The sequence below is a fragment of the Algoriphagus sp. oki45 genome (assembly GCF_036245605.1).
In the GTDB taxonomy this organism is placed as follows: Bacteria; Bacteroidota; Bacteroidia; order Cytophagales; family Cyclobacteriaceae; genus Algoriphagus.
Window position 1 is genome coordinate 1,223,788 of record NZ_BTPC01000001.1, and the last position, 15,163, is coordinate 1,238,950.

17 protein-coding genes are annotated in these 15,163 nt (G+C 43.4%); 11 read left to right on the forward strand and 6 right to left on the reverse strand.

Annotated features, from left to right (window positions below; all coding sequences use genetic code 11):
* Positions 1 to 7: 7 nt before the first annotated feature.
* Positions 8 to 1,090 (reverse strand): AI-2E family transporter, encoded by a 1,083-nt coding sequence (locus AAA942_RS05275; protein WP_338219191.1) that lies wholly within the window; start codon positions 1,088 to 1,090, stop codon positions 8 to 10.
* A 218-nt stretch (positions 1,091 to 1,308) separates the two neighbouring features.
* Here AAA942_RS05275 and AAA942_RS05280 point away from each other — a divergent pair, with 218 nt between their 5' ends.
* Positions 1,309 to 2,451, forward strand: a complete 1,143-nt coding sequence (locus tag AAA942_RS05280; RefSeq protein ID WP_338219192.1) for a 1-acyl-sn-glycerol-3-phosphate acyltransferase — start codon at positions 1,309 to 1,311, stop codon at positions 2,449 to 2,451.
* Here the strand turns inward: AAA942_RS05280 and AAA942_RS05285 are convergent.
* Entirely contained in the window at positions 2,438 to 2,803 is a 366-nt protein-coding gene (locus AAA942_RS05285) for an ATP-binding protein (protein ID WP_338219193.1), read from the reverse strand. The two genes, AAA942_RS05280 and AAA942_RS05285, sit on opposite strands and share 14 nt — an antisense overlap.
* Positions 2,804 to 2,815: 12 nt before the next feature.
* Positions 2,816 to 3,634 (reverse strand): GAF domain-containing sensor histidine kinase, encoded by an 819-nt coding sequence (locus AAA942_RS05290; RefSeq protein ID WP_338219194.1) that lies wholly within the window; start codon positions 3,632 to 3,634, stop codon positions 2,816 to 2,818.
* A 179-nt stretch (positions 3,635 to 3,813) separates the two neighbouring features.
* On the opposite strand from AAA942_RS05290, the gene AAA942_RS05295 reads away from it, so the two are divergent.
* The 9 genes from AAA942_RS05295 (at position 3,814) to AAA942_RS05335 (ending at position 10,893) form a co-directional block, all read left to right on the forward strand.
* Positions 3,814 to 4,386, forward strand: a complete 573-nt coding sequence (locus tag AAA942_RS05295) for a peptidylprolyl isomerase (RefSeq protein WP_445083319.1) — start codon at positions 3,814 to 3,816, stop codon at positions 4,384 to 4,386.
* A gap of 15 nt (positions 4,387 to 4,401) precedes the next feature.
* Positions 4,402 to 5,475: a Gfo/Idh/MocA family protein gene (locus AAA942_RS05300; RefSeq protein ID WP_338219195.1), complete on the forward strand. Its 1,074-nt coding sequence runs from the start codon at positions 4,402 to 4,404 to the stop codon at positions 5,473 to 5,475.
* 12 nt (positions 5,476 to 5,487) lie between these two features.
* On the forward strand, positions 5,488 to 6,246 hold the full coding sequence (locus AAA942_RS05305; RefSeq protein ID WP_338219196.1) for an SDR family NAD(P)-dependent oxidoreductase: 759 nt from the start codon (positions 5,488 to 5,490) through the stop codon (positions 6,244 to 6,246).
* Positions 6,247 to 6,287: 41 nt separating this feature from the next.
* Positions 6,288 to 7,151 (forward strand): fumarylacetoacetate hydrolase family protein, encoded by an 864-nt coding sequence (locus AAA942_RS05310; protein WP_338219197.1) that lies wholly within the window; start codon positions 6,288 to 6,290, stop codon positions 7,149 to 7,151.
* Positions 7,148 to 7,975, forward strand: a complete 828-nt coding sequence (locus AAA942_RS05315) for an amidohydrolase family protein (RefSeq protein WP_338219198.1) — start codon at positions 7,148 to 7,150, stop codon at positions 7,973 to 7,975. Before AAA942_RS05310 ends, AAA942_RS05315 begins: the two co-directional genes overlap by 4 nt.
* 3 nt (positions 7,976 to 7,978) lie before the next feature.
* Entirely contained in the window at positions 7,979 to 8,749 is a 771-nt protein-coding gene (locus AAA942_RS05320) for an SDR family oxidoreductase (protein ID WP_338219199.1), read from the forward strand.
* Positions 8,746 to 10,050, forward strand: a complete 1,305-nt coding sequence (fucP, locus tag AAA942_RS05325; RefSeq protein WP_338219200.1) for an L-fucose:H+ symporter permease — start codon at positions 8,746 to 8,748, stop codon at positions 10,048 to 10,050. Before AAA942_RS05320 ends, fucP begins: the two co-directional genes overlap by 4 nt.
* A 173-nt stretch (positions 10,051 to 10,223) precedes the next feature.
* Positions 10,224 to 10,496 carry a DUF6364 family protein gene (locus AAA942_RS05330; RefSeq protein WP_338219201.1) on the forward strand — a complete coding sequence of 91 codons (273 nt, stop codon included), beginning with the start codon at positions 10,224 to 10,226 and terminating at the stop codon, positions 10,494 to 10,496.
* Positions 10,480 to 10,893, forward strand: coding sequence for a type II toxin-antitoxin system VapC family toxin (locus tag AAA942_RS05335; protein WP_338219202.1), 414 nt, complete (start codon positions 10,480 to 10,482; stop codon positions 10,891 to 10,893). Before AAA942_RS05330 ends, AAA942_RS05335 begins: the two co-directional genes overlap by 17 nt.
* Before the next feature lie 71 nt (positions 10,894 to 10,964).
* Here the strand turns inward: AAA942_RS05335 and AAA942_RS05340 are convergent, their stop codons facing one another.
* Positions 10,965 to 13,910 carry an FAD-binding and (Fe-S)-binding domain-containing protein gene (locus AAA942_RS05340; RefSeq protein ID WP_338219203.1) on the reverse strand — a complete coding sequence of 982 codons (2,946 nt, stop codon included), beginning with the start codon at positions 13,908 to 13,910 and terminating at the stop codon, positions 10,965 to 10,967.
* Between the two features lie 125 nt (positions 13,911 to 14,035).
* On the opposite strand from AAA942_RS05340, the gene AAA942_RS05345 reads away from it, so the two are divergent.
* Positions 14,036 to 14,323 (forward strand): DUF3784 domain-containing protein, encoded by a 288-nt coding sequence (locus AAA942_RS05345; protein WP_338219204.1) that lies wholly within the window; start codon positions 14,036 to 14,038, stop codon positions 14,321 to 14,323.
* A 21-nt stretch (positions 14,324 to 14,344) separates the two neighbouring features.
* On the opposite strand, the gene AAA942_RS05350 is transcribed toward AAA942_RS05345, so the two are convergent.
* Both AAA942_RS05350 and AAA942_RS05355 read right to left on the reverse strand, forming a co-directional pair.
* Complete coding sequence (locus AAA942_RS05350; protein ID WP_338219205.1) at positions 14,345 to 14,668, reverse strand: nucleotidyltransferase family protein; 324 nt, start codon at positions 14,666 to 14,668, stop codon at positions 14,345 to 14,347.
* On the reverse strand, positions 14,668 to 15,075 hold the full coding sequence (locus AAA942_RS05355) for a nucleotidyltransferase substrate binding protein (protein ID WP_338219206.1): 408 nt from the start codon (positions 15,073 to 15,075) through the stop codon (positions 14,668 to 14,670). Before AAA942_RS05355 ends, AAA942_RS05350 begins: the two co-directional genes overlap by 1 nt.
* Positions 15,076 to 15,163 lie beyond the last annotated feature (88 nt).

The window sequence follows — 15,163 nt, forward strand, 5'->3', positions numbered from 1 at the left end:
TTTAATTTCACTTTTGACGTCTGAGCTTCCTTGAAAGAATTTTCACAAAGTTCTCGCTTTCTTCTGTGACTGGAATCTCATCCCCAAGTAGATAGGCAAACGGTCGAAGATTCTCACTTCGGCTTAAGGTAATTTTCAAAACCCCTACCAAGGGAATAAACAAAACCATTCCGGATACTCCCCAAAGCCACCCACCTAAAAGAATAGCCAAAATCACCGCCAGTGCATTTACTTGAACCTTTGCCCCGACCACCAGAGGGGTGATTATATTGTTTTCAAATAGCTGAATTCCCCAAAGCACAAAAAAGGTAATCAGGGGATAAAAAAGCGTATCACTGTTTAAAAACACATACAGAATCGCAAAAAAGGAAGAAACCACCACTCCCACATAGGGAATAAGATTCATGATTGCAATGAATGCAGCGAACAGTAAAAAGTATTGGACACCGATCAAATAGAAGAATATTCCGGAAAGAAATGCCACAATAAATGTAACCCGGATCATCCCGATAAGATAGGATTGGATGACTATACCGGAATCCCGTATCCATGCCATCACTTCCTCTTTTCTATCCTTGGAAATCCTCACCAAAAACTCAGCAAAAAAATCCTTGTAGTACAATAGCAGGAAAATATAGAGAGGAATAATACCTGCAAGTGTCAACGACTTACCGGTTGTAAACAGCGTTTGATTGAAGTTTTCAGGCTTAAGGATCGACCAAAACTCGGATTTATGGTCAGGATCATTAAATCCCTCTCCCAGAATCAATGAAATTTCATCCGAGTATCGCTCTATTTTTAGCTGAAGATTCTCCCCTATCTCGGGGATTTCACGAATTAGTCCGATCATTTGATTGAGCAAAAGGTAAAAAACACCCAGCACCACAGCGCTGATCAGCAAAATCGCCAAAAGAATTGCCATCCCTCTGGGAATGGACTTTTTCTCAAACCATACTGCCAAGGGATTGAGTGAAAAAGCAAAAAAAACACCCCAAACCAAAGGAACGAGAATAAATGAACCCTCTTTCAACAATAAAGCTCCGAATACAACGATGATCAGGACATAGGCTACTGCCTGGAGATTTCTCATATTTCCTACGTTTCGTGCGAGAAGATACAAAACCACCCAAGTTTGATTCCTGATTTAGGTCAGGTTTGGAATCAAAATCTCAAATCTTTTCAAAAAATCCTCAAGATATTCAATAAATACAATCATGAAGCCCTTCTCTTTAGGCTTACCTTTTAACTAAATACATTTCGAGAATTGCCCAAAATTCTGCTTTTTGCAGATCGATTTTCACCCCACCTATGTCAAAGTTCGATCCAATAAGGCCTTTTTACGATGCAGAAGTCAATAAAGCCATCCGAGAGATCATCGATGATCCCATGCTGGAGGCTATCATGAATTTTGCTTTTCCAGATCAGCCTACCTCCTATTGGAAAAGCATGATGCTTCAGACCTATTCGCTGAGGGACTTCCAGATCAAGTTCATTTACCCAGCCTTGATGAAGGTCCTGGAAAAAAGTTCAGATGGACTAAGTACCTCAGGTTTTGAAAATCTCAGCCCCAATACCTCTTATTTGTTTATTTCCAATCACCGAGACATCATTTTAGACACCTCCCTGCTCAACGCATGTCTATATGAAAACGGACTGGTCATGACCACTTCGGCTATCGGAGACAATCTGATCAAAAAACCTTTCTTACATACCCTCTCACGCTTAAATCGGAATTTCGCAATCCAACGTGGCTTGAGCGGAAAAGCTCTTTTTGAAAGTTCAGTCTTGGTCTCTGAGTTCATCAAGAAATCTCTATTGACTGAAAATAGGTCAGTTTGGACAGCCCAAAGGGAAGGTAGAACCAAAGACGGCAACGATATTACCCAGAAAAGTGTACTCAAAATGCTAACCTTGGCTGAGGAAAGCTCCGACTCTTTTTCCTATTTCCAAAAAATTCGTTTGGTACCCGTTTCTATCTCTTACGAATATGATCCTACAGATGTCCTGAAAATGCCCGAGCTCTTGGCTAAATCAAGGCAGGAAAAGTACATTAAAAGTGAAAATGAGGACTTTGTCAATCTGCTGAGAGGATTGATCGGAACAAAAAAAAGAATTCACATATCGGTCAATGGAGAACTCAATGAAGAAATCAAGGAGATTGCAGCCATGGGCATTTCTCAAAATGACAAACTGATGCATCTGGCAGGATTGATCGATGAAAAGATCTGGAAAGGGTATAAACTCTGGCCCAGCAACTACATCGCTCATGATCTTTTGAATCAGACCGACATCTATCAAAACGAGTATACTCCAAAAGAGAAAGAAGACTTCGAAAAGAGATTAAAGGAAAAAGTAAAGCTGGAAAACGAGTTTATGGTTAAAAGTTTTTTGTCCATGTACGCACACCCTGTGGAGAATTCGATTAAAAACAAATCACTTATAACACCTTAAAGTAAACTTTGATTGAGGTACCAATTCCTGGTTTGCTGGTAATGGACATTTTTCCTTCCTGCTGCTCTAACAAAGACTGGACTAGCATCAGACCTAAACCAAACCCTTCCTCTCCCTGCGAACCCAATTCGCTTTTTGTTCGCATTTGTTCTATTACGAGAATCTTATCAGGAGACATACCCAGTCCGGTATCTGTGACTACAGCTTGAAGGACCAATTCCTCCTCTTCTTTCTGCAAGTCCATATCCACTGTTACTTTTCCATCCTTGGGTGTAAACTTTATCGCATTTGAAATCAGATTTCCCAAAACCTGCAATGCATGGATTTTCGGGAATGATAATTGGGTCTCCACATCCACAGACACCTATATAGAAATCTCCTTAACTAGAGCCTGAGGCTGAAAAAGCTGGATCAATCTTTCCTTCAGACTTACCAAACTCGTCATTTCAGAAGATTCCGAAATACCTTTGTCCACAGCCAAGGTAGACTTTAGAAGACTACCGACAAGATCAAGGAGCTCTTGACCACCCTTAACCATCAGACCTAAATATTCCTGGTCTTCTTCTGGAGAGTTTTCACCAGATTGAATCAGCTCTCCAAGTCCAACTATACCAATTAAAGGCCCTCTGATATCATGCGCCAACTTATGGTTCGTTTTTTTGCTTCCGACAAGCTTTTGATTCAATTCCAAAATCAAACGGTTGATTCTAAGCCGGTCTACAATCTGACTTGCAATTTTTCGAAGTAATTCTTCTTGGTTGGGAGAAAGCTCCTTGGTTTCTTTATCTAAAACGCAGAGTGCTCCTATCGAAAACCCTTCATTGGTTTTGAGAGGGATTCCCCAGTAATATTTAAGCTGGAGACTTCCGGACACATAATTTTTATCCTTGAATCGGTTGTCTCGGCTCAAATCTTTGATTTCAAAGTTATCACCTAAGTCCACATCCATGGTGTATTGGCAAACCGAATCTTCCTTAGCCATTTGTCCCCGGTCAATCCCTACTGAGGCTACCGTCCATTGGGTATAGGAGTCAATCAGGTTGATCATAGACACATTCATACCAGAAACCTTGGCGGCAATTTCCACCAGATTATCCAATCCTTTATTGGGCTCAAAATAATCTATCCCCAAATTGCTTAGGGCCAGTACTCGGTTAAGTTCAGATTTGTTGATTTTATTCACGATTCGGGAAAGTTGCTTGTATGAGTCACGGGTAAAGAAAGAGCATAATTTTTAATTCATGAAGGATTTTAAGGGAGATTTGATAAGAGGAGAAATCATGTAAATTCAAAAATCGATTTTCCCGGAAAGCCTATCCGGGGCATTTCCTTTATCTTAGAAATCAAGTATCTCACAAAACCATGCTCCAATTTATTTTCACCTTGTTTTCCGTTATTCTGATGATTGGGACACCCAATTTGGATAAAATTCCGGTTGGAAAAATTAGTACTTCCTTGGGGGAAATCTACCTCCAACTGGACGACAGGACTCCCAAGCATCAACAAAGTTTTATTCAATTGGCAGAAGCCGGGTATTGGGATAGCCTAAGCTTCAACCGGGTGATTCCCAATTTTGTAGCCCAAGGTGGATGCCCGGATACTCCGGAGGGGTTTAGTGACGCGGAATACCTGCTCGAGCCTGAATTTCATCCTGAACTTACCCATACCTATGGGGCCTTGGGAGCCGGCCGGGATGACAATCCCGGAAAGCTTTCAGCCCGCTGTCAGTTTTATATAGTTCAAAATAAGGAAGGGTTAAGTAGACTGGATGGGAATTATACCATTTTCGGAAAAGTGATAAAAGGAATGGAAATCGTTGATCAAATTGTCTCAGTCAAACGAGATGAAAATGACCAACCACTAAACACAATCACTTTGGATATTGACATCATTTATCTTTCAAAAAAGGAATTTAATAAGCTTATTGAGGAATAAACCCAACCCAGCCTAATGAACCAAAAAATCAAAATCCTGGTAGTCGGATGCGGAAATATGGGAGCCTCCCATGCTACAGCCTACCACCACATGCCAGAATTTGAAATCTGTGGATTAGTAGCCCGAGGAGAGAGCAAAGTCCGGCTAAACCAAAAGCTAAACACTGACTATCCCCTTTTCGAAGACTACGAGCAGGCTCTGCAGCAGACCAATCCCGACGCAGTGTGTATTTCGACCTACCCAGATACTCACGAGGAATTTGCCTTGAGGGCTTTGGAGGCAGGATGTCATATTTTCATCGAAAAACCACTAGCTGATACTGTTTTAGGCTGCGAAAGGATCATTGCCAAAGCCAAGGAAAAAAATAAAAAAGTAGTTGTAGGCTATATTTTGAGGCATCATCCCTCTTGGATTCGCTTTATCGAAGAGGCTCAAAAGTTGGGAAAACCTCTGGTCATGCGAATGAATCTCAATCAGCAAAGTCATGGATTCATGTGGGACGTACATCGAAATTTGATGAAATCCCTAAGTCCAATCGTAGACTGTGGAGTCCACTACATCGATGTCATGTGTCAGATGACCCGTTCAAAACCCGTTTGGGTATCTGCAATTGGTGCTAGGTTGACTGAAGACATCGCTGAGGATAATTACAATTACGGTCAACTTCAAATTCGTTTTGAAGATGGCTCAGTTGGCTGGTATGAGGCCGGTTGGGGACCGATGGTTTCTGAAACTGCCTTTTTTGTCAAAGATGTTTTCGGCCCCAAAGGAGCTGTATCCATTGTGGCAAAGGAGGCTGGAAAATCAGGTAAATCCGATGACGTGGATTCCCATACCAAAACTGAATCCATCCGTGTTCACCATGCGGATTTAGATGATAAAAACCATTTCACTAAATCTGATGAATGGATCGACATGAAAGATGAGCCCAACCATCAGGAACTTTGTAACCGGGAGCAGGCCTATTTTCTCAAGGCTATACAAGAAAACCTCGATTTAACCGACCACTTAGACGATGCGCTGAACAGTCTGAAGATTGCCTTTGCCTGTGATGAATCTGTGAAAACAGGGGAAGTGGTTCGTTTATAAGCTTATTAACCTATGAAACACCAAACTGTCGTAATTACTGGAGGTGCAAGCGGAATTGGCCTCGCCATGGTCAAAAAGTTCGCCTCCGAAGGAGCTAACGTTTTCTTCATCGATACCAACCATCAAGAAGGGACCAAACTTCAGCTGGAGGAACATGAAAAAGGCTACCCGGTAAAATTCCTAGAAATCAATCTAACCGATTACGAAGCCGTAAGACATGGGATCAATTCCATTCCGGGAAAAATAGATGTCTTAATCAATAATGCCGGGATTTCCCATATCGGAAAGGTAGAAAACACCACCGACGAAGACTTTGACAGATTATATTCGGTCAATATCAAAGGAGTATTTCACTCGATAAAAGCCGCTTTGCCCAAATTGATTGAAAATGGAGGAGGATCCATTCTCAACCTTTGCTCTGTGGCAGCCACAATTGGGATTCCGGACCGTTTTGCCTACAGCATGACCAAAGGAGCCGTGCTCTCCATGACACTAAGCGTTGCGAGGGACTACGTGGATCAGGGGATACGCTGCAACTGCCTATCCCCCGGAAGGGTACACACCCCTTTTGTGGATGGATTTTTGGCCAAAAACTACCCGGGTCAGGAAAAAGAAATGTATGCCAAGCTCGCTGCAACACAGCCCATAGGAAGAATGGGGACTCCGGAAGAAATCGCTGAATTGGCGTATTTCATCAGTTCGGACGCAGGTGGGTTCATCACAGGAGCTAATTTTAATATTGACGGAGGATTTATGGGCCTCAAAATGTAGCCTTACCTCTATTCTCAAACCAATAAACCTAAACTTATCTCATGAAACTCATACGATTTGGAGAAAAAGGGAAAGAGCTTCCCGGCATTCAGACTTCAGAAGGAAAATATTTGGACTGCTCAGGATTTGGGGAAGACTGGAACGAAGCTTTTTTTGATTCCAATGGATTGGATCGGCTCTCCGATTGGCTTAAGTCAAACCAAGACAAACTAAAGGAAATCCTAACGGGTGCGAGATTGGGTTCACCGATCGCCCGCCCCTCCAAGATCATCTGCATCGGTCTCAATTACCGCAAGCATGCAGAGGAAGCAGGAATGGCCGTACCCGAAGTGCCAATCATTTTCATGAAAGCCACCTCTTCCCTTTGCGGTCCTTTTGATCCTATCCTTATTCCCAAAAACTCTGTAAAAACTGACTGGGAAGTGGAGTTAGCGGTAGTGATCGGAAAAAAAGCCAAATACGTAAAAAAAGAGAACGCATACGATTACATCGCAGGCTACTGCCTTCACAATGACGTCAGCGAACGGGATTTTCAGTTGCACCACGGAGGCCAATGGGTCAAAGGAAAAAGTGCCGATCACTTTGCTCCCTTGGGACCTGTATTGGTTACCCGAGACGAAATCAAAGATCCTCATAACTTGCGACTTTGGCTCAAACTCAACGGAAAAACGCTGCAGCACAGCTCCACTTCAGACCTGATATTTGACATTCCCACACTCATTGCCCACCTATCTCAATACATGACTTTACTCCCTGGGGATGTCATCTCTACAGGAACCCCAGCAGGAGTAGGAATGGGACTAAAACCCGAACCCCAATACCTAAAGGAAGGAGATGTGGTAGAGTTGGGTATTGAGGGACTCGGTATTTCTAAACAGGTGGCCATCAACGACCCGGAAGCATGAAAGTCGACTCCCATCAGCATTTTTGGGAGTATGATCCCAATAGACAGGACTGGATCACTGATGACATGAAAAGGATCCGGAGAAATTTCCTTCCCGGTGATCTATTTCCTTTGCTCCAAGACGCTAAAATCGATGGATGCATTGCCGTGCAGGCAGAGGAAAGCCTACGCGAAACGGATTTTCTCATTGACCTTGCTCAGCAGCACGAGTGGATTCTGGGAGTGGTAGGCTGGGCAGATTTGGGAAGTGACGGATTGGAAGAAGTGCTGGAAAACTACTCGGAAAATGAGCATCTAGTCGGTTTTCGGGAAGTATTGCAGAGTAAAGATCCCCGATACATGCTCCGGGAAGAGTTTATCCGAGGTATCCATAAACTAGGCGAAAAAGGCTATTGCTACGATCTCCTGACGTTTCCCCAGCATCTTGAGGCAACTTTGGAATTGGTAAAAAAATGCCCCGATCAGCGATTTGTGATTGATCATCTCTCAAAGCCGGGGATCAAATCAGGAGCCTGGAAGGAATGGAAAAAACTCATCTCTCCTTTGGCTGAGCGGGAGTTGGTTTGGTGCAAACTTTCCGGCATGGTCACCGAGGCAGATTGGCAAAAATGGACCTATGAGGACCTCTTTCCTTTTTTGGAAATCAGCATGGAATTATTCGGCCCTAAGCGGTTGATGTTTGGATCAGATTGGCCTGTCTGTTTGGTGGCTGGAGAGTACGAGCAGGTTTTCCGGGTGATTGAGGAATTCAGTTCACAGCTATCCACCTCCGAGCAGGACAGAATTTGGGGAGAAACTGCTTTGGAATTTTACCAAATATCCTGAGCCATGAATCTAAATTTAGAAAGTAAAGTCATTCTTGTTTCGGGAGGTGCCAAAGGTATCGGAGGAGCTATTTCCAGAGGGCTCATAGAGGAAGGAGCCTGCCCAGTGATCATTGATCCTTCGGAAAAAGAAGGAAAAGATTTAGTTGATTTTGCTGGGGGGAATGCATTACATCTTCCCATTAGACTTTTTTCAGCCGATCAGGCAAAAGAGGTATTGTCCCAGGCTATTGAGAGATTTGGGAGAATCGACGGCTTGGTCAACAATGCAGGAGCCAATGACGGAGTTGGTTTGGAAAATGGAAGCCCGGAAGCATTTGCTCAATCCCTCTCCAACAACCTATTTCATTACTACCATTTGGCACATTATTCACTTCCCTATCTGAAAAAAAGTAAAGGTTCTATCGTGAATATTTCTTCCAAAACTGCCGTCACTGGTCAGGGTGGGACCTCAGGCTATGTAGCTGCCAAAGGTGCACAATTGGCGCTCACCCGGGAATGGGCCGTAGAACTCCTTCCCTACCAAATCCGAGTCAATGCCATATTACCCGCTGAGGTTTACACTCCGATGTATGATTCCTGGATTCAGTCCTTCTCCAACCCTCAAAAAAAACTGGAGGAAATCAACCAAAAAATCCCTTTGGGCAGGCGAATGACCACTCCGGAAGAAATTGCTGCGATGGCTATTTTCCTTCTTTCTGAAAAAGCCTCACACATCACTGGACAGCATCTCTATGTGGACGGGGGTTATACCCATCTTGACCGATCTTTATGAACCGAAAATCTCCTGTAGTACCAAAAGAACTCCTTCTCCCCTTCATTCTGATCACCTCCCTTTTTGCTCTTTGGGGATTTGCAAATGACATCACCAATCCCATGGTGGCAGCATTTAAGCGGGTTTTGGAACTGAACAATACCCAAGCCTCATGGGTACAACTCGCCTTTTATGGAGGATACTTTACCATGGCTTTACCAGCCGCATTTTTTATCAAAAAGTATAGCTACAAAACTGGCGTTCTTTTGGGTTTGGGCCTTTATGCCTTGGGGGCACTTTTGTTTTATCCGGCAGCATCTTGGGAAAGCTATGGCTTCTTTTTGGCTGCCTTGTACATTTTGACTTTTGGTTTGGCCTTTTTGGAAACTACTGCTAACCCTTACATCCTCTCCATGGGGCCCGAAGCTACTGCCACTCAGCGGCTGAATTTAGCTCAAGCTTTCAACCCTATGGGGGCTTTGGCAGGGCTTTTTGTAGCCAAAACATTCATCCTCAACTCCCTCCAATCCAACAATCTGGATGAAAATGGTAATCTGATTTATGACACTTTGGACGCTGCATCAAAGGCAGTAGTAAGGACCAATGATCTTCTGGTCATCCGAGATCCTTATGTGATGTTGGGCTTGGTAGTATTAGGAATTTTGGTCGTGATTGCCTTGGCCAAAATGCCCGAAAACAAGGATTCTCATGGGAAAATCAACTTTGGGCCTACCATGAAAAGGTTGTTGAAAAACAGAAACTTTGTGGAAGGAACCTTGGCCCAGATGTTTTATGTGGGAGCCCAAATCATGGTCTGGACGTATATCTACCAGTATGCAGAATCGATCGGCATTTCTACCTATGATGCAGTCAATTATGCCTACGCTTCTTTGGGAGTATTTTTGGTAGGACGATGGATTTGCACCGCTTTGCTCCGCATCATTTCCCCTCCAAAATTATTGGCTTCCTTTTCCATTCTGGCCATGATTTTCACCTTAGGCGCTATTTTTCTGGAAGGAATGAGTGGGCTTTATTCTCTGGTAGGAATCAGCTTTGCCATGTCATTGATGTTTCCCACGATTTATGGAATCGCTTTGGAAGGATTGGGAGAGGATTCCAAGTTTGCAGCGGCTTATTTGGTCATGGCGATTGTCGGGGGTGCGATCATGCCAACCTTGCAGGGGATGATTTTGGATTTGGGAGGAAAGGGCTACACGGATACCCAAATTTTGGGAGTTCCTGAGGTAAACTTTTCTTTCTTCCTTCCCTTTGCCTGTTTCCTGATGGTTTGGCTGTTTAGTGTTCGGGTAAGAAAAGGCTGATTCAGACTGATTTCCAATTACCTCATTTAAAAAATTAAGGAATCCAAAGATAAGGAAGCAAGAATTACACTTTTTGAAGCAAATCTGGTTCACTATTTATAAAGGCTTTAGCTATGGAGATGGGCATCATTTCCAAGATTTTATACGTACATTAGAGCATTCATGCGTATACGATGAAAAAGAAACTCAACCTTACAATTGACGAAAATCTCCTAGAAAAAATAAAGGCCTACGCCGAGTCAAAAGACAGGAGTGTCTCAGACTTAGTTCAGGAGCATTTTGAAACCTTAGTCAAGCCTCGCCCAACATTGCCTAATGGGATGACTTTGGTAGAATACATGAAGTCCTTACCGAAATCTAAGATCGAATTTCCTGAAGGAATGGATTGGAAAGATGAATACTACCGGGCAAAGGCAAAGAAATGGGGCTATGAAGATCTTCTTTGATGTAAATGTGATCTTGGATTTTTTTCTGGAAAGAAGTCCCAATCAAGATCTGTTGAACGAACTATTTCAAAAACTCGAAGAAGGAAAAATTCAAGGTTTTATTTCCATTTCAGTTCTACAGACCTGTTGCAATTACCTCGAGCTTGCAAAAGGCTTGAAAGTAACCAAACAAATCGCCGGGGTAATTGCCAGAAGGTTTGATTTCTTGGATGGTTCCAAATACGAAGTTTTGAGTGCTATTGAATCAGAATTTGAGGATATCGAGGATGCTATACACTATTTTATTTGCAGTAATTCTGATATGGAAGGAATCGTGACCAACGATCAGAAATTTTTAAAACATTCCAAGCCGCATCTTCCCATTTTGACACCCATTCAGCTTTTGGAAAGGCTGTAAAAGCAAAAATCCTGCTTCCGGAGAAGCAGGATAGCGAGGGCTACAAAACCTTCGATCCCGAAGGTTCGGGATCAAAGGTTAAGCGCCTCCCAAAGAATCTCCACCGGATGCTTGGCTTTTCGACCAGTACCATCCGCAATTTGGTGACGACAGGAGGTTCCAGGGGCTGCAATCAGTGTTTCAGAATCAGCTTTCCTTACAGCAGGAAATAAAACCAATTCCCCAACTTGTTGGGAAATCTCGTAGTGCTCTGCCTCATAGCCAAAGCTTCCTGCCATCCCACAGCAACCACTTGGGATGATTTCTACAGAATAGTTTCCAGGAAGGGAAAGTATCTTCTGCGTCCAGGTCATCGAAGAAAGTGCTTTCTGATGGCAATGCCCATGTAGCTTGATCTTTTGGGATTTGGAGGTGAATGACTCCGGTTTGATGTTTCCGGCAGCCACTTCCTGTCCGAGAAACTCGTCGATCAACTTGACATGAAACTTGAGCTTCTTTGCCGCAGGCACCAACTCAGGGCTTACAATCCGTGGATATTCATCCCGGAAACTTAAAATAGCCGATGGCTCTAAACCGATCAACGGGGTATTTCCATCAATCAAATCTGCAAAAATCCTCACATTGGCCTCTGCATGTTTTTTGGCTTTGAGCAACAATCCTTTGGAAAGTGCGGAACGACCGCTTTCCTCATGATCGATCACCTTGACTTCGTAGCCCAGTTTTTTCAAAAGGTAAATCGCCTTTATCCCGATTTGGGTATCGTTGTGATTGGTAAACTCATCGACGAAAAAGTACACGGACTTGATCGGCTTTGCAGGTCCAGCAAGGGAAGCATAATTCTTTTTGTACCACTTTCGGAGACTGATTGAACTAATCTCCGGCAAATTTCTCTCAGGAGCCACTCCTAAGACCGATTTCATCAATCCCCCGGTTAGAGAATTACTCAAGAAGAAATTGGCAATTCCTGGCACGATAGAGCCCAGTCCATTCAGTTCATTGATATAGGCAAAAGCCTTGGATCGAAGCGGTACTCCGTTCGTTTTTTGGTATTGGTAGAGAAATTCAGCCTTCATGCTCGCCATGTCCACATTGGAGGGACACTCGGCGGTACAGCCTTTGCAGCTTAAGCATAGGTCTAGGGCCTCTTTGATCTCGGGATGGTCGAAGGCATTTTCCTTTTTGTCTAAAGTCAAAAACTCACGCAAAGTATTAGCCCGACCACGGACCGTGTCACGTTCATTTCGGGTAGCCATATAAGATGGGCACATCGTACCCCCAGAACCCGGAAGTTTTCGACAGTCGCCCGACCCATTGCACTTTTCGGCCAGACGAAGAATTCCCCCCACATTGGAAAAATCCATGACCGTCTGATGCTCCGGAGTTTTCATTCCGGGTTCGTAACGGAGAAATTGATTCATGGGAGCCGCATCCACGATTTTGCCTGGATTGAAAATGTTTTTCGGATCCCAGGTGTATTTGATTCGACGGAAAAGCTCATAGTTCTTTTCTCCTACCATCAGCGGAATAAAAGCCGCTCGCACCCGCCCGTCTCCATGTTCACCGGAAAGCGAACCTTGGTATTTTTTAACCAATTTGGCTGAGGCCAAGGAAATCTGGTAAAACTCCTCCACGTCCTCAGCTTTCTTCAAATCCAAAATCGGCCGAAGGTGAATCTCACCTGCACCCGCATGGGCATAGTGAACCGGCTTTTGGTTAAAACCTTCCATCATCGCATCGACTTCATCGATGTAGTCCGCCAAGTCTTCAATATCTACGGCCGTGTCTTCAATACAAGCTACGGCTTTAGGATCTCCAGGAATATTCCCCAAAAGTCCCAAGCCAGCTGCCCGAAGTGCCCAAGCAGACGAGACTTTGGTTGGTTCTATAATTGGATAGGCATACCCATAGCCACCTGCTTTCAGATCAGCCACGAGTGACTCTCCTTTGGCCATGGCCTCATCAAGTGTTTTTCCGCGAAACTCAATCATCAAAATCGCCTCGGGATCGCCCTCCACGAAGTATCTGTTTTTGGAATATTCAATGCTTTCCTTGGTGCAGTCCAAGATGATTTTATCCATCAGTTCCACAGCAGTTGCCGGATGCTTCATGGCCACCTGAGCAGATTTCATACTCTGATGTATGCTTTCAAAATGGGCTGCAACTACTATTTCCACCGGGTCAGGAAGTGGGTCTAGGCTGATTTTAATTTCAGTGGTAAAAGCCAAAGTCCCCTCCGAACCTGTCAACAATTTACAGAAGTTGAATTTTTCCTGGCCTTCGAAAAGCTCAGCCTTTAGCAGTTCATCGACCGCATATCCCGTATTTCGTCTGTGAATAGACTTTTTGGGGAATTGGGCATGGATTTCCTCCCTGATTTCAGGGTTATTGAGTTCGTCGAAAATCTGCCTGTAAATAGTTCCTTCCAAGTCTTTTTGTCCACACTTTCTATCAAAGTCGTCCTGCGAAATCTCTCCGAAAACCACCTTTTTTCCATCACTGAGAATGGTATTCAGGGAAATCACCTTGTCCCGAGTCACCCCATACACAATCGAAGTGGTCCCTGATGAATTATTCCCAACCATTCCTCCAATCATCGCCCTGTTGGCAGTGGAAGTGATCGGGCTGAAAAATAGACCGTGTGGCTTTAGGAAGCGGTTAAGTTCGTCGCGAACGACGCCGGGTTGAACCCGTACCCAACGTTCTTCTTTGTTGAATTCCAGGATTTGGGTAAAATGCTTGGACACATCGACCACGATGCCATTTCCAACGCATTGTCCAGCGAGGGAAGTACCCGCAGTTCGAGGAATCAACGACGTGCCATGCTCGGTAGCAAATTGAATCAATTTTTGGATATCCGACTCAGACTTGGGAAATGCCACTGCCAAAGGCATCTCCCGATAGACAGAAGCATCGGTGGCATACAAGGTCCGGGTGAGTCGGTCAAACTGCAAACTACCCTCCAATTGGGTAGCTAGTTTTTCTAAATGAGGTACTAGGTTAGGTTGGTCTGAAAGCATGGAGTAAAAATACAGATCGGAAATAAATTAATTGCGGAAAAAATAGATTAGTGAAAAACTTGTTATTAAATGCTCTTCAACTATTTTAATGGACAATTAAACATACACCCGTAACCGCGCAAACCATGGGAGCAATAATCTCTGGAGTCATTTTTTTGGCAGTCGGACTTACTGTTCGAGTTTATCCGAATATCCTTGCCGGATACAATAGTCTATCTCAAAAAGAGCAAGAAAATGCTGAGAAAAATAGGCTGCCATTTTTCGGCTTTATCTTATTTACAGCTATGGGGGCAATTTGCTTGGTTTCTTCAATTCTGTCTATTTTGCTTGAGGACCCAAAATTGGGTTCAAACATTACCCTAATTCTCACTTTTACAGGATTAATTATTGCTGTGGTTGGGGGAATTTTTTGATAAATCATAAAATAAACTAAGCTAAATCTTGATTTTCTGCTGAGAGGCAGAATAAAGCATCTTTCCAACTCTTTGAATGTGTTCTTTAAGGTTTTCATTTTTGATATCCTTCCAAACCTGAAGATCGACTGTCAAGGGAAAATCACTCGAATTGACCTCCATCCAGATTTCACCCAAGGTCTTTCGATCTATCTCATCAAGAATCACCAAATCCAAATCACTGCGCTCGGTGTAGGTTCCTTTGGCACGCGAACCATAGACTTTTACCTCAGAAACAGCAGGGTAATTCCTAAAAATATCGAGAAGGATTTGGAGGGATTTATTGTTTAGGCCAAAGGTTTCCATTAGTGAATTTCTGAAAGTTTTTTTGCCAGTGAGGCTAACAAAGGTGTATAAATAGTCTGAATATCAGGAATAACCGATTCAAAGGTTTCCAAATCATAACTATGACTGAGCAAGTTCCGATCATTGATCATTTCCAGCCAAACCTCAATTTGATCGATGTACTTAGCTTGAAAGGCTTCCTTTACGACCACTTTGGGAGAAATACGATCCAAAATCAAGCCATCAGACTCCATTTTATCTTTCAGCGTCTTCCAACCTAACTCTAACGTATATTCAAACCGCTGAACAATCCCTTCCTTTTCTAATTGAGAAAGTACGTCCAAATCCAAAGATTCTATTTCCACAAGGAGATTTACCGCCCTGAGAAAATTATCCAAACGCTGAATCCAACGAATATCCTTTTCCATAAACTCTTGAATTGATTGTTCAATTTACCACAATTACTTTGAGAGAAAAATCGATGACCAAACGGCCAACGCTATTAAGGAATGACCA